Origin of the sequence: Sarcina sp. DSM 11001 (genome assembly GCF_900101015.1) — a bacterium.
Classification (GTDB): Bacteria; Bacillota; Clostridia; order Lachnospirales; family Lachnospiraceae; genus CAG-791.
In genome coordinates this window covers 92,008-105,689 of the sequence record NZ_FNFZ01000002.1, presented here as the reverse complement: position 1 = coordinate 105,689, position 13,682 = coordinate 92,008, and the positions used below count along the sequence as shown (strand labels likewise).

At 50.3% G+C, this 13,682-nt stretch carries 10 protein-coding genes; 3 read left to right on the top strand and 7 right to left on the bottom strand.

All coding sequences use genetic code 11. The annotated features are described in order from the left end of the window. Positions 1-232 precede the first annotated feature (232 nt). The 3 genes from BLT02_RS01305 to asnB form a co-directional block, all read right to left on the bottom strand. Positions 233-1,066 (bottom strand): histidinol-phosphatase HisJ family protein, encoded by an 834-nt coding sequence (locus BLT02_RS01305; RefSeq protein ID WP_092991062.1) that lies wholly within the window; start codon positions 1,064-1,066, stop codon positions 233-235. 334 nt (positions 1,067-1,400) lie between these two features. Further along, positions 1,401-1,529, bottom strand: a complete 129-nt coding sequence (locus tag BLT02_RS18075; protein WP_278277364.1) for a hypothetical protein — start codon at positions 1,527-1,529, stop codon at positions 1,401-1,403. Positions 1,530-1,821: 292 nt separating this feature from the next. After that, the gene (gene asnB / locus BLT02_RS01300; protein ID WP_092991061.1) at positions 1,822-3,891 is read right to left on the bottom strand and encodes an asparagine synthase (glutamine-hydrolyzing); all 2,070 of its coding nucleotides are present in this window, start codon (positions 3,889-3,891) and stop codon (positions 1,822-1,824) included. A 1,131-nt stretch (positions 3,892-5,022) separates the two neighbouring features. Between asnB and BLT02_RS01290 the strand changes: the two genes are divergently transcribed. Beyond that, the gene (locus BLT02_RS01290) at positions 5,023-5,820 is read left to right on the top strand and encodes a tyrosine-protein phosphatase (RefSeq protein ID WP_092991059.1); all 798 of its coding nucleotides are present in this window, start codon (positions 5,023-5,025) and stop codon (positions 5,818-5,820) included. Positions 5,821-5,948: 128 nt separating this feature from the next. Here the strand turns inward: BLT02_RS01290 and BLT02_RS01285 are convergent, their stop codons facing one another. Both BLT02_RS01285 and BLT02_RS01280 read right to left on the bottom strand, forming a co-directional pair. Next, entirely contained in the window at positions 5,949-7,334 is a 1,386-nt protein-coding gene (locus tag BLT02_RS01285; RefSeq protein ID WP_092991058.1) for an alanine/glycine:cation symporter family protein, read from the bottom strand. Between the two features lie 111 nt (positions 7,335-7,445). Continuing rightward, positions 7,446-8,810, bottom strand: coding sequence for a lysozyme family protein (locus BLT02_RS01280; protein WP_092991057.1), 1,365 nt, complete (start codon positions 8,808-8,810; stop codon positions 7,446-7,448). 165 nt (positions 8,811-8,975) lie between these two features. Here BLT02_RS01280 and BLT02_RS01275 point away from each other — a divergent pair, with 165 nt between their 5' ends. After that, a complete protein-coding gene (locus tag BLT02_RS01275; RefSeq protein ID WP_092991056.1) occupies positions 8,976-9,530 on the top strand; it encodes a DNA-deoxyinosine glycosylase in 555 nt (184 codons plus the stop codon). A gap of 144 nt (positions 9,531-9,674) precedes the next feature. Here BLT02_RS01275 and BLT02_RS01270 read toward each other — a convergent pair whose 3' ends face one another. Beyond that, positions 9,675-10,589 (bottom strand): histidine phosphatase family protein, encoded by a 915-nt coding sequence (locus tag BLT02_RS01270; protein WP_175453636.1) that lies wholly within the window; start codon positions 10,587-10,589, stop codon positions 9,675-9,677. Between the two features lie 358 nt (positions 10,590-10,947). Here BLT02_RS01270 and BLT02_RS01265 point away from each other — a divergent pair, with 358 nt between their 5' ends. Continuing rightward, positions 10,948-11,892, top strand: a complete 945-nt coding sequence (locus tag BLT02_RS01265) for an ROK family glucokinase (RefSeq protein WP_092991054.1) — start codon at positions 10,948-10,950, stop codon at positions 11,890-11,892. Positions 11,893-12,016: 124 nt separating this feature from the next. Here the strand turns inward: BLT02_RS01265 and BLT02_RS01260 are convergent, their stop codons facing one another. Then, positions 12,017-13,135, bottom strand: coding sequence for a putative sensor domain DACNV-containing protein (locus BLT02_RS01260; RefSeq protein WP_092991053.1), 1,119 nt, complete (start codon positions 13,133-13,135; stop codon positions 12,017-12,019). Positions 13,136-13,682 lie beyond the last annotated feature (547 nt).

Genomic DNA, 13,682 nt, shown 5'->3' with positions numbered 1-13,682 from the left:
TTGTCAGTTGGCGATTCACTGCAAAATAAGACGGATTTCTCCCTGACCCGTTACATATAGTATAAACCGTAGTATGGACCGTAGTATGAACCGGCAAATCTGCTCCGTCAGCAGCCCCAGCCCGCCGAAACTTCAAATACTTCCGCCCAGCACTTCATTCCAGCACTTCAGCCCAGCACTTCAACCCAGTATTTCAGTTCAGCACTTCAGTCCAGCATTTCCGCCCAGCACTTCAATCCAGAGGAATCTGACAGAAACGCACACTGCCGTCCCCGGCATGTTCCAGAAAGAGGGTATGGGTGAATCCGCACTCGACAGCTGTGCGCACTGCAATATCAAATCCTCCGTTCAGAAGCTCTTTCTGGTGGGCATCCGAATTGATCAGGATCTGTCCTCCCATTTTCCGCAGATTTCCGAGTAAAAAGCGGTTGGGATAAAGTTCGGCCTTTCTGCCTCTGTTGACCGCCCCGCAGTTGATCTCAAAAGGAATTTCTTTCGATACCAGGTACTCCATCGCCTCAAGTGCGGGCATATAATACCTGCGGTCGCTTTCATCCAGATCATGGCGGTCGTCATTAAAGCGGGTGATGAGATCAAAATGCCCTGCAAATGTGCAGTGCAGCCGGTCAAAGATCTGCGCCTCCTGCTCATAATAGGCCTTTGCCATGCGGTAATAATCCCCGCCGAAAAACTCTCTGCAGCCCGCATCCAGCCGCCCGGCTGTATCATCGACCGCAAAAGCCGCCCTTCCGTCCATCTCCAGAAAATGCACCGATCCGATCAGATACTCCATCCCCTCCAGAAGTTCTTGCTCCTGCCTGTTCTGAGGGCTGTAAAGCAGATCCAGCTCGACGCCCCGGAGGATATCCAGTTTCCCCCGGTATTGATTCTGAAGGCGCCGGATCTCATTATCATAAGCCTCCAGATCCATCCTGATATCGGGATCCATATGCCCGGAAAAGCCCAGATGGGTAAAGCCGAGGTACAGAGCCCGGTCAACCATTTCCTGAGCACTGTTCTTCCCGTCGCAAAACGTAGTGTGTGTGTGAAAATTGCCTCTGAGCATAACTATTTCTTCCTGTCAAATCGCTATCTGCCGCATACCTGCTGATTGTCTGGTGTATATCTGCTGTTCTGATGGTGTATATCTGCCGTTATGAGACTCTGTAAAAACTGAAATGAAAATTCCTGCACAACAATACCCCGGCTGGATTCCTCTTTCAGGTCCTGCGCCGGGGCATACTATTATCATCTGCTGCTCATAAATCCCATGATCATAAATTTCCTGATCATCATTCCCTTGATCACGAGTGGTCCATAAATTCTTCGGACATAAGTCTTTATCCTTCACGGCATGCAGAGATTCTCAGGCAGAGATTCTATTGAACAAGGCCGTTCAGTCAGTCTCCCTCATTGTCCCGTGTGTCAATTCCCGAGACCGTGGAAACTGCCGCAACAATGCCCATGAGTACTGCGATCAGGGTCATAATGCTGATCGCCGCAATCCCTACTACAACACCAAGTTCCATAACTGAGTCCGCCTCCTGTATTTCCATTATTTCTTGCTTTCGCGTTTCCAATATTTTCCCACAGAAAGATAAAAATAGCAATCTTCTTTTTACAGAACAAAGACCAGTTCCCTGCTGCTGTTACAGACCTGCCTGAAAAGAGACAGGGGACAGAGACTAAGAACCGTCCCCTTCCTGGTTCTGCTAAGTGTTTTTTTAGCGGTGTTCACCCATCTTAATCTATTTATTGTCTGTCTGACTTACATACGTCAGTCCAGCCTGTTCTCTGTTCCTCGTCACAAACAAAGAGGAATCACCGGGCCAGGGCAGGGGCTGCTGCTCCGCTTTCTTCCAGAGCTTCGCGGTTTTTTTCCTCGTGCATGTGCTCCATGGCAAGTTCATCTTCTATCGTGACGGAGCAGGCTCCGGGGACAAAGTACTGGCGGTACCAGACCAGGAAGGTATACACGGTCCAGATCTGTCTGCTGTAGTCCTCCCGACCGGCCCGGTGTGCGTCCAGAAGCTTCATAAGCTCCTCTGTATGGAAAAACAGCTGTGCTTCTTTGCTCAGGAACGCCTTTTTGACAATACCGTAATATTTGTCCTGGCGGAGCCAGATGCGGATCGGGACCGGGAAGCCCAGTTTCTTTTTCTGGGCAGCCGCTTCAGGGATATATCTGCGCGCCGCCTCGCGGAAAGCTGTTTTGGTATTGGTCCTGCTGATCTTTTCTTCAAGGGGGATGTTTTTCGCCGTCGTGAAGACACCGCGGTCCAGGAAGGGGACCCGGCTCTCGAGCCCATGGGCCATGCTCATTTTGTCCGCCTTGAGCAGGATATCCCCCTGGAGCCAGAAATTGAGGTCGATGTACTGCATTTTTTCCGTGTCCGACAGATGGCGTGCCCGTCTGTAATAAGGTGCGGTCAGATTTTTCGGGTCGAAATTCTTTGTCGTGTGCCTGAGGACCCTGTTCCGCAGCTTTACAGTATAGACATTGGCATTACCTATAAACCTTTCCTCGACCGGTTTCGCGCCCCGCATGATAAAGCCTTTCCCCTTGGGATGTCCCGGCAACACGGAAACAGCTGCGGCCGCGGCGCGGCGCACTCCGGCCGGAATCTTCTGATAAGCATTGAGAGAAAAGGGCTCATGGTAGATCACATAACCGCCGAACAACTCATCGGCCCCCTCCCCGGAAAGAATGACTTTGACATGCCTGGACGCCTCGCGGTCCACAAAATAGAGCGCCGCCGCCGACGCGTCTGCCAGAGGCTCGTCCATATAATACTGGATCTTCGGAAATTCCTTCCAGTACTCCCGGGTGGAAATGATCTTGCTGTAATTCCTGATCCCGACCTCGCCGGAAAGCGCCTCGGCATAAGGAATCTCATTGTAGGTCTCGTAGTCAAAGCCCACCGTAAAGGTCTTGGCTCCCTTAAAGGTCGCGGCGACATAAGAGGAGTCCACTCCGCTGGAAAGGAGGGAGGCAACCTCCACATCGCTCACCATGTGGTAGCGAACCGACTCCTGCACAGCGCGGTCGATCTCATCGACGAGACGGTCGTGCGCGCTCTGCCCGGCTCCAGATCCATCAATACAATTATGACTGTCTGCTTTCTCCCCGGCAGCTTTTTCCCCGGCAGCTTTCTCCCCGACAGCCTTCTCTCCGACTGTTTTCCTGCCTTCTTCTTTCTCCCTGTCCTTTGCCTTCACAGGTGTCAGCATGGGATCGAAATACCGGCGTGTCCGCAGTTTTCCATCCTTCCATATCATATAATGTCCCGCCGGAAGCCTGAAGATCCCCTTGAAAAAAGTCTCCGGGAGCACCGAGTACTGGAAGGACATGTACTGCTCCAGTGCCTCCAGATTCACTTCGCGCTCGTATCCGGGATATTCCAGAATGCTCTTGATCTCGGAGCCATAAATAAAGCTTCCTTCTGCCTGCGCATAATAAAAAGGCTTGATGCCAAACATATCGCGGGCACCGAAAAGCTCCTTTTTCCGGGTATCCCAGATCACAAAGGCAAACATTCCGCGCAGCCGGTCAAGGATCTTCACACCGTACTCACTGTACCCGTGCAGCAGGACCTCCGTATCCGACCTGGTCCGGAAGCTGTGTCCTCTGCCCTTGAGCTCCTCCCGCAGTTCACGATAGTTATAAATTTCCCCGTTAAAAGTGATGACCAGCCTGCCGTCTTCAGTACGCATAGGCTGATCCCCGCCCTCAAGATCAATGATCGACAGGCGTCTGAAGCCCATCGCGATCTCATCGTCCATATATTGCCCTGCACCGTCCGGTCCCCGGTGAATGATCCGGTTCATCATATCGGTCAGCACCTGCCCCCGGTCAACATTCTGACCGGTAAATCCGCAAATTCCACACATCGAAATCACCTCTTAAAGATAGATAATTCGTCCATTTCCGTCCATTTTTTCTCTGGCTTCTTACATTATCATATTCATCAGGGATTTCAAGGCGGATGTGGGATTAATCCATTATTCTCAAAAAGATTTCCACATTTCCACAATAAATTCACCACAAAGTCTCCACACAAAAAAACACAAAAAACTTTGGCAAACCCTAAAGAACTTTGAATATCCAAAACTTTGAATATCCAAAAAAGACACAAAAAAAAGAGAAGGGATGTTGTGCGGCTGTCCACTCTGCCTGCGATCAACATCCCTTCTCAGGAATTCTTGTCCAATGGTTTGTACCTCCTGTATTAAATTTTTTTGATTCACTGCAGGATGATCGATCTTATTTCCCGCCTGCATTTCTCGTCTGCAGATGGTACCCGGAACTCTTTTCATCACTCATATGGGATGTACTGGTTCTCTTATATATCGATAGTGCTGCAGTTCATCTTCGCAAATCAACCGATATTTGTAGATGATCCTGTTTCATCTTAATATATTATCTATCAAACCTGCCCCTTAACGAACTCGCTTCACAATATCGGTGATTTTCGAATTGTTTTGAGAAAAAAGATTCTTAGATAATTGGTCCGTACCTTCCTCTCCTGGATTCCGACGGTTACAAACTGGTTGATCTTTGCTGAAAACAAAAACTGGTCTGGTTAAAATGATGGTGAAACTTTAGTATTTCTTCGGACCGTACCTCCTTTACCCAGATTCCAATGTTACGGCAAACAGATTATTTTTCATATCATGAATCTAATCTATTTTAAATAAAATACTTCAAGACGTTTACAATGAACTGCTTTTTAATGTTTTGCTAAACAACAGTTTCAATCGACGATCGTATATGTTTTACCCGGGTAACGTCTATCGTTTTGATGTGTTTATTATATCATTTAGGCCTGAATTGTCAATAAAAATATCTATATTTTTTAAAATTATTTGTTTATTCAGATAATTTAGACAATTATGGTAATTTTCAGCATAATCTTCCTTTCGTCAGCTTTATCCGGAGAATCCGGTGATTGTTGTTTTGTCTGCTCCGTGAGATAATGATACAAATGAATATGGAAGTGAAAATGAAAGGAAATATCAGAAATGCCTAGTACACTGCTAAAATTTGATAATCTGCACAACATCCGGGATCTGGGCGGAATACAGACCGGGGACGGCCGCCGGATCCGGAGGGGCCGTCTGATCCGCTGCGGCCACCTGGCTAATCTGTCGGATGATGACCGGTTCCTGCTCTCACAGATGCTCAGTACAGTCGTAGACTTCCGCACAAACCAGGAGAGAAACAAGCAGCCTGACCAGGAGATCCCCGGTGTGGAATACCACCATATTCCCGTAGTGGACTCTCTCACAGCGGGTATCACCAGGGAGGAGGAATCCGACAAGGGCGCCGTCGCCCTCCTGCTGCACAAACCGAAAGAAGCAAAGGAGTATATGTGCGATATGTACAGTTCCTTTGCCATGGGTAAGTACGCCCTCTCCCAGTATGCGAAATTTATCCGGCTGCTGACAGTCCCCCGGGACAAAGCCGTGCTGTGGCACTGCACCGCAGGCAAAGACAGGGCCGGGGTCGCGACAGTGATCGTTCTGGAGCTCCTTGGGGTCTCCCGGGAAGAGATCATCGCAGACTATCTCTACACTCGCGAATGCCTCGCTGAAGATATCCTCCGTCTGTCCGCAATGTATAAAAAACAAGAGGGGACGGACAGTCCCCTCGCTGATGAATCCCTCCGCTACCTTTTCAGCGCGGAAGAGGAATATATTCTGACTTTCTACAATACAGTTGAACAAAAATATTCGAATATGGACACCTATCTGTCCGAAGGCCTGGGGATCACACAGGACGAACGCGAAAAGCTCCGGGAGCTTTATCTGGAAGGCTGACATCCCTTATTCCCACACATCCGTGCCGCTCAGTATGCATAACCTGTCGCTATCCGGACACATTTACTTATTTCCATACATCCGTGTCGCTCAGTATGCATAACCTGTCTCTATCCGGACACAATAACTTATTTCCACACATCCGTGTCGCTCAGGCCGATATTGGATTCGTGAAAGACGGGGTCGAGGCCCTGCGCCTTCTGTTTTTCATAGTCATCCAGTGCGGCAAAAGCGATGCGGCCCAGGAGCAGGATCGCGATGATGTTGACGACCGCTTCGAGACCCATGGTAATATCCGCAAGATCCCAGGCGACACTCAGGCTGTTGCGTGCACCGATAAAGACCATGACAGCCGCCGCGATCCTGAAAACAGTCATGGCTGTTTTGTTTTTTGTGATAAAAAGGATGTTTGCCTCCGCATAGAAATAATTACCGATAATGGAGGTAAAAGCAAACAGGCAGACGATGACCGTCACAAAATGGATCCCGATGGGTCCGATGACCCGGGCTACGCACTGCTGCAGGAGCGGGATTCCCGAATAACCGGTATCCGACCAGTCACCAGTGAGCAGGATCAGGAAGACTGTCGTGGAGCAGATCAGCAGGGTATCAATGTAAACAGAAATGATCTGCGCCAGGCCCTGCTTGGCAGGGTGTGAAACTGTCGCGGATGCGCTGGCGTTCGGGGCGGAGCCCATGCCCGCCTCATTGGAAAACAGTCCCCGCTTGATGCCCATCACCATGCAGGAACCTACAAAGCCGCCGAAAATAGACCTGAAATCAAATGCATTGGCCAGCACGACAGCCATCACGCCCGGAATGCGCGTGATGTTGGTCAGGATCACAAAGATTCCGATCAGGATATACAGACCAGCCATCAGAGGGACAAGTACCGAGGAGATCTTTCCGATAATGTCTCCTGCAAAGAAAATGATCAGAGCGCAAACGGCCAGAATCAGACCGATCGCCGTGGGCAGGATGCTGTGTTCGAGATCCTCCACATAGACGCCAAAGGCGGATACGATATTATAGGACTGCAGCCCGTTAAAGCCAAAGGCAAAGGTCGCGATCAGGGAAATGGCAAAAATAATGCCCAGCCAGCGGGCGTGCAGCGCCCTCTCAATATAGTAAGCCGGGCCTCCCTTAAAGGAATCTCCCTCTTTCTTCTTATAAATCTGCGCCAGCGTACTCTCTACAAACGCCGACGAGGAACCCAGAATCGCCATAAGCCACATCCAGAAAGCCGCGCCGGGGCCTCCCATGATGATCGCGGTCGCCACACCCGCCATGTTTCCCGTGCCGACGCGGGAAGCCGTGGCGATCATCAGTGCCTGAAAGGAAGAGACACCCTTGTCCCCTTCCTTTTTCTCCATCATACAGCGCAGGGCATCTCTAAACCGCCGCATCTGGACGAAGCGGGTCCGGATTGAAAAATAGATCCCGCTTCCCGCAAGCAGATAAATCAAAAGCCATGTGTACAGAGTATCATTAATCTTAGACAGAACAGCCGCCATTCTTTCTCTCCTTTTTTGATGAGACTGCCTGACTGCTGCAGTCCGGTTAACGTACCGATCAACATTGCTATATTACCATTGCTATATTACCAGTTCGTTCATCCTGCAGATCTACAGATACTGTTCCACAAGAGCATCATAAAACATATTTCCGAACTTATAGATCCATCCTCCGTTCTTACGGATCGCATACAGGTGCAGGTACCGGATCTTTTCTCCACCCGAAAGCTCCTTGGCATATTCGATCGCGTATTTCTGCCGGTGTTTTCCCCCATGCTCGGCGAGATAGTTCAGGTACCCGGGGCCAAAATTGTAAGCCTGAATAAGGGCTTTATCATCATCGATCCCCAGATCTTCGGAAATTTCGATCAGCGCTGCATAGTAAATACATGCCTGCTCAATGGACTCCTCCGGTTTGAGTGAATTGCGCGCAAGTCCCTTTGATTCACTGGACTGCATGACGTCCTTGCCCTGACCTTCCGATTCCACCATCATGATCGCAAGCAGAGTGTCCACATAATCTTCGACGCCTTCCTGCTGCGCATAATGCTCCACGGTAGATCTGTAACTGAGCACAGAGTCAGAGAGCTTGCTCTGAGCCCATGCCCTGTTAATGAGTTTTGAGCCCATAAAAATAATAAAAATCGCCAAAACCGCCCCAATCGCGATCCGGAACCTCACTCTCCTGACTTCTCTGGCGCGCTGCTGCCTCAGCTTCTCCCTCTGGCGACGGCGGCGGGCTCGCATCTGCTCTTCTGCATCTTCAGGAAGATCCGTATTTTCATAAGAATAACTGCGGGCAGTACGTTCTGCATTCCGATTCTGCGCACGTCTCCTTGTCACTGCGCTCCCGGACGAATATGCATTTCCGGAAAGATCTCTATTTTCAGAAGAAAAACCGCGGGCGGCACGTCCTGTATTGCTGCTCTGCGCACGCCTCCTGGTCACCGTTTCCCCGGAAGGATCTCCACTTTCATAAGAATAACCGCGGCCAGGGCGTCCTGTATTGCTGCTCTGCGCACGCCTCCTGATCACCGTTTCCCCGGAAGGATCTCTGCTTTCATAAGAATAGCCGCGGGCAGAGCGTCCTGTATTGCTGCTCCGGGTACGCCTCCCTGCTCCCGCATCAATCGGATCTGCAGTGCCGGCAGAAGAACCGGCAGAAGAAATCCTTCCCCTCGGCGCACTGCCATAAGCCGCGGCACCAGCTCTTCTATATCCAAGAGAAACCGTTCCCGCCCCTGCCTGTCTCTGCGCTCTGTTCACAGCCTGATTCCGTCTCTCTCCATAAGCAGGAAAAAGGACATCAAGATCTTCCCGTCCGTTATTATCCATACGGACCCGATGACCGGCATCAGAGCCAGAACTATCACCAGCTGTCAGCTCATCTCCGGCTGCAGTCCCCGCTCTGCGATCTATATTCAAAGAATCATTCGATTCGTAATAATGAATTCCGCTCTTTTTTTCCATTCCCATCTGTCTTCCAACCGTTTTCCGTCTCGTTTCTCAGAAAAACCGCTCCTTGTGCCGGAACAATTTTGATTATATCATAAGATTATATAGAGAGAAAACAGCGGATTTTCCTTATCGCAATATCGCAAAATTCCAGTTAATACTCACTGATCACTAAGGAATCATCTTATGATAAAAAAAGAAGACAGCGGTCTGATCGTCCATCCGATCCCGCCGCTATATGATCATGAATCCAGGATCCTGATCCTGGGCAGTTTCCCCTCGGTCAAGTCCAGAGAAACCGCATTTTTTTACGGGCATCCCCAGAACCGCTTCTGGAAAGTTTTGAGCAGGCTTCTCGAAGAACCCTTCCCCGAGACGATCCCGGACAGACGGGCATTGCTTCTGCGCCGCCACATAGCTGTCTGGGATGTTATTGCATCCTGCGAGATCCGCGGCTCCTCCGATTCGAGCATCCGGAATGTGACGCCAAATGACCTTCGAATCATTTTGAATGCCGCCCCCATCCGGCAGATCTACACCAACGGACAAACTGCAGGACGATTATATCGAAAATATCAGGAAAAGGTACTGAAGCAAAACGAAGACGAACTCACCTGCCCGGCAGACTCCATCACCCTGCCCTCCACAAGCCCGGCCAATGCCGCATGGAGCCTTGACCGACTGGCTGAAGCATGGAGCGTGATCCTGCAGCCGCTGCGGCAGGATAGTCAGCTCCCTTGAAACCCGGGGTTTATCAATGATCAATTTCAATGAAGCCCGGGGGTTATCAATGATCAATTCCAATAAAGCCCATGGTTATTGCTGGTCAGCTCCCTTGAAGCCCGGGGTTTTCAAAAAATACAAACAGATGCGGAAGAACCATATCTATCCGGCAAAGGGCTCCTGCTCCTGCGGCTTACAATAGTCCCGGATCCCCAGTACACGGATACAGCATTCCTTCCCATCTGTCTGTGCTTCGAGTACATAACCCTGTCCGCAGGGAAGCTGCCAGGAATAATAATCATCTGTACGGCTCTCTCTGCTTTCCTTTCCCGAAAAATGATCACAGTTAAATCTGTTCATCACCGCCATCTGCGTGCCGCCGTGGGCAACAATTACAAGGCGGGAAATCTTCTCCCCTGTTTCTCTGCTTTCCCCGGTTTTTCCAGTTTCTCCACTTTCCCCGGTTTTTCCAGTTTCTCCACTTTCCCCGGTTTCCCCGGTTTTTCCAGTTTCTCCACTTTCCCCGGTTTCCCTGCTCTCTCCGGTTTCCCCACTTTCCCAGGTTTCCCTGCTCTCTCCGGTTTCTCCACTTTCCCAGGTTTTCCCGGTTTCTATATTAAAATTCCTATAAATAGTCTCCGTTGCATTCTGTGGCACCTGACGGAGCACTTCGAGAAAAGCCTCGCAGGTCCTGGCGCAGAATTCATCCCTGGATTCTCCCCCGGGACATTTTCCCAGACACATGCCCGCCACCCAGGCGCGATAATCAGGATCATTTTCCATTTCTTTATAATTCCTGCCCTCGAATTTCCCGAAGTTCATCTCAGAGAATCCCGGAATCACAACCTGAACTGCCTCCGGAAAAAGGATTGAAGCCGTTTCCCTTGCCCTTTTGAGAGGAGAAACATATACCACAGCCGGATCCCGGTATATCCCATCGGTCGACAAACTTTCTCTCCCGGCAGAAAGTTTTCGTCTTCCCTCTCCGGAAAGAGGGACATCAACAGCGCCCTGATAGCGTCCCTGTGCCTGCAGCTCTGTCTCTCCATGGCGGATCAATTCAACGATCAATTTCATACTCCGGCCCCATGTATCTTTCTTCCATAACGTATATAAGTCCGTAATGTATATAAGTGTCATTCTACAGGAGTAAAGTCTCCCTCGAAACTCGAGATAACGGTGTTTTTTCGCGGCTTTTTCGCGAAAAGCCCGGGTTCTACGGCGACCCCCCCATCGCGAAGCGATTTGGAACGGGATTTTCGCAAGCTACAGTACACTCCCTGGATAGGGCGTGTACTGTAGCATTCTACACTGGTAATGACCCGATAGTAAAGTTTTGTCTTTTATTCCGTAAAATTTCCGGATAAAATCGTGTATAATGAAAAGGCCAGGCAAAAGAACACTGATGCAGGTTTTCAGAAAGGAGAGAACAAAGATGAAACCCTATGCTTTCGGAATCGATCTCGGCGGAACGACCGTCAAGTGCGGTTTCTTTAAAAATGATGGAAGTTTAATTGAAAAATGGGAAATCCCGACAATAAAAGACAATGGCGGAGTGCAGATCCTTCCGGATATCGCGGCTGCCATTAAGGGAAAACTCTCAGAGCGCAATGTCTCTCCCGAAGATGTGGAAGGCGTCGGCATCGGTGTCCCCGGTCCGGTTCTGGCGAACGGAGTAGTCAATGGCTGTGTGAATCTGGGATGGGGTGTGTTCAATGTCGCTGAGGAGCTCTCCGGTCTTCTGGGTGGTATTCCTGTCGTCGCAGCTAATGATGCCAATGTCGCCGCCCTTGGTGAGCAGTGGAAGGGCGGTGGTGAAGGCCATCAGAATGTCGTCATGGTGACTCTGGGCACCGGAGTCGGAGGCGGCATCATCGTCGGAGGCAGGATCCTTGCGGGCGGCCACGGTGCGGCAGGAGAGATCGGCCACATCCAGATGCGGAAAGACGAGACCGCCGTCTGCGGCTGCGGCAAAAAAGGATGCCTGGAGCAATATGCTTCTGCCACCGGTATTGTCCGTATGGCTCATCTCGCACTTAAAGAAGAGCGAAAGCTGCCGAGCCTTCTGGACGGAAAAGAAATCACCAGCAAAGAGATCTTTGACGCCGCCAAAGCCGGCGATGATGCCGCCCTCGGCCTGGTCGACACCCTGGGAGAAATGCTCGGTACAGCCCTCGCCCACATTACCGCGGTTGTAGACCCTGATGTCATCGTCATTGGCGGCGGTGTCTCCAAAGCCGGACAGATCCTGATCGATGCTATCACAAAACACTATCGCACTGCGGCTTTCCACGCCTGCCGTGACACCGAATTCAAACTCGCTGTCCTTGGAAACGATGCCGGCATGTACGGCGCTGTCCGCACGGTACTGAACCGATAAAGCCGCATGTGCACCAGCATAAATCCAAATGCGGCAGTATTTAACTGTCACAAGTATCCATAACTACTGTAGTGGTAAGAACAGGGGAGCTTTAAAGCTCCCCTGGTTGTTTTTTCAGCAGCTCCTAAAACATCGGCAGCGCAACATTATCATAAACCACGACCTTACCGTCGTGCTTTGTGCAGGCCTGGATCACACCATCCTGTGAAATAATAATGGCTACACTTCCTTCCACAGTATCACAGAACCTGTATCCGGCCCTGTGGCGCATTCCATAATCTTTGAACAGTTTAGTACTATCTTCGGAGTCGTTATATCCGATAAACCTCATGTCCGGCTGTTTGTTTTCCATCTTGTCAACAAGAGTTTCCGCTCCGAAGCCCACAAGATCAAGATCTTTAGTCAGGACAACCGACCCGTCTACAGAGGTAAACTTGGCGATCAGATCGGCATAGGTGACGGTCTCCTTCTCGACCATCATTTCCGAATGCTTCCCCGACCGGTTCTCTTTTTCGAACAAATACCGGCCCGGCAAAGGATATTTCATGTCTATATATTCCGCGCACGACTCCTCGGAAGGAACGATCAGGACCGTACCGCCATGTCCGTAATTGCCCGCATGCCAGAGTATCCTGTAAAGGAGACGGAGACGTTCTTTTTCAGGTACGGTCGTACCTTCTCTGAGCTGGTCTGCGATCAGTGTCGACGTAAACGTATCCGTGCGGAAAAAGACACAGCTGCCTGCATGATAGTTGACGAAAGGAATTTCTCCGAAACAGGCTCCCAGCTCCCCCGGACCGTTCACAAGAATATTGGGGATCCTGGGCATCCTGTTTCCGGATGTGAGCTCCCTCGTCATGATCCGCTCCCAGGTGGTATAAGCGGCAAGAATCCCCGTTGCCATAAAGGGCCTTTTGCTGGTATCCACGATCAGGTAACTCATATCGGCGTTCAGTGCAGGGGCCAGCTTATGGATCTCCCTGGTGTTGAAACCTACGGGCTTATTGAAAAGAAGGACGTGTGCGTAGATATAAGCATCCAGAAATTTCGATTCCGGGGGGATAAAGCAAACCCTGAAAGAAGGAAACCGGCCTTCCTCGCGCAGGCATCCGACATTAAGGAGAATCTGACACACCTCGTCCAGCACCTCCCTTTCAGGGAGCTTCTGGTCTTCTTCAACATTAGGAACCGCTTTGTTGTAAACATCATAAATGGCATCTACAAAAAATGTTATTCCACCCATAAACTCCTCTCCTCCAAGTGCCGCTCAGGGAATACCCTTAATCCTTCCCGGGAGCACTCTTAATGCCCTCGGTCACAGTTATGCATACAAAATGATTATATACAATTAGAGAGCCGCCTACAATCCATTTCGCTTTTTGCCTCAGAGCTTTTGCGTCAGAAACGCTCCCGGATCCTGTTTCCCGGCCTGTACACCCCCCTTAAAGTATCTGTTGCAATTCAAAATATCATGTGTTAAACTTGCTTTCAAACCGTTGAAGAAGAGTGAGTAGACTGTTTCCCTGGCCTCACAGAGAGCTGCGGATGGTGGAATCGCAGCAGGCAATATGCAGTTGAATGGACTTCTGAGGGCAAGCGGAAAAAATCATGTGTCAGGATCTGTACTCTCTGAATCTGAGAATACGGTCGGACGGGATTTGAGTATGCGAGACGGAGATGGCCCTCCGTGAACAAAGGCCGGCGTATGTCAGTACGCACAGAGTGGGTACAAGTATTATTGTACCAAGCAGGGTGGCACCGCAGGATGAATGATCAGCCTGTCCCGGCAA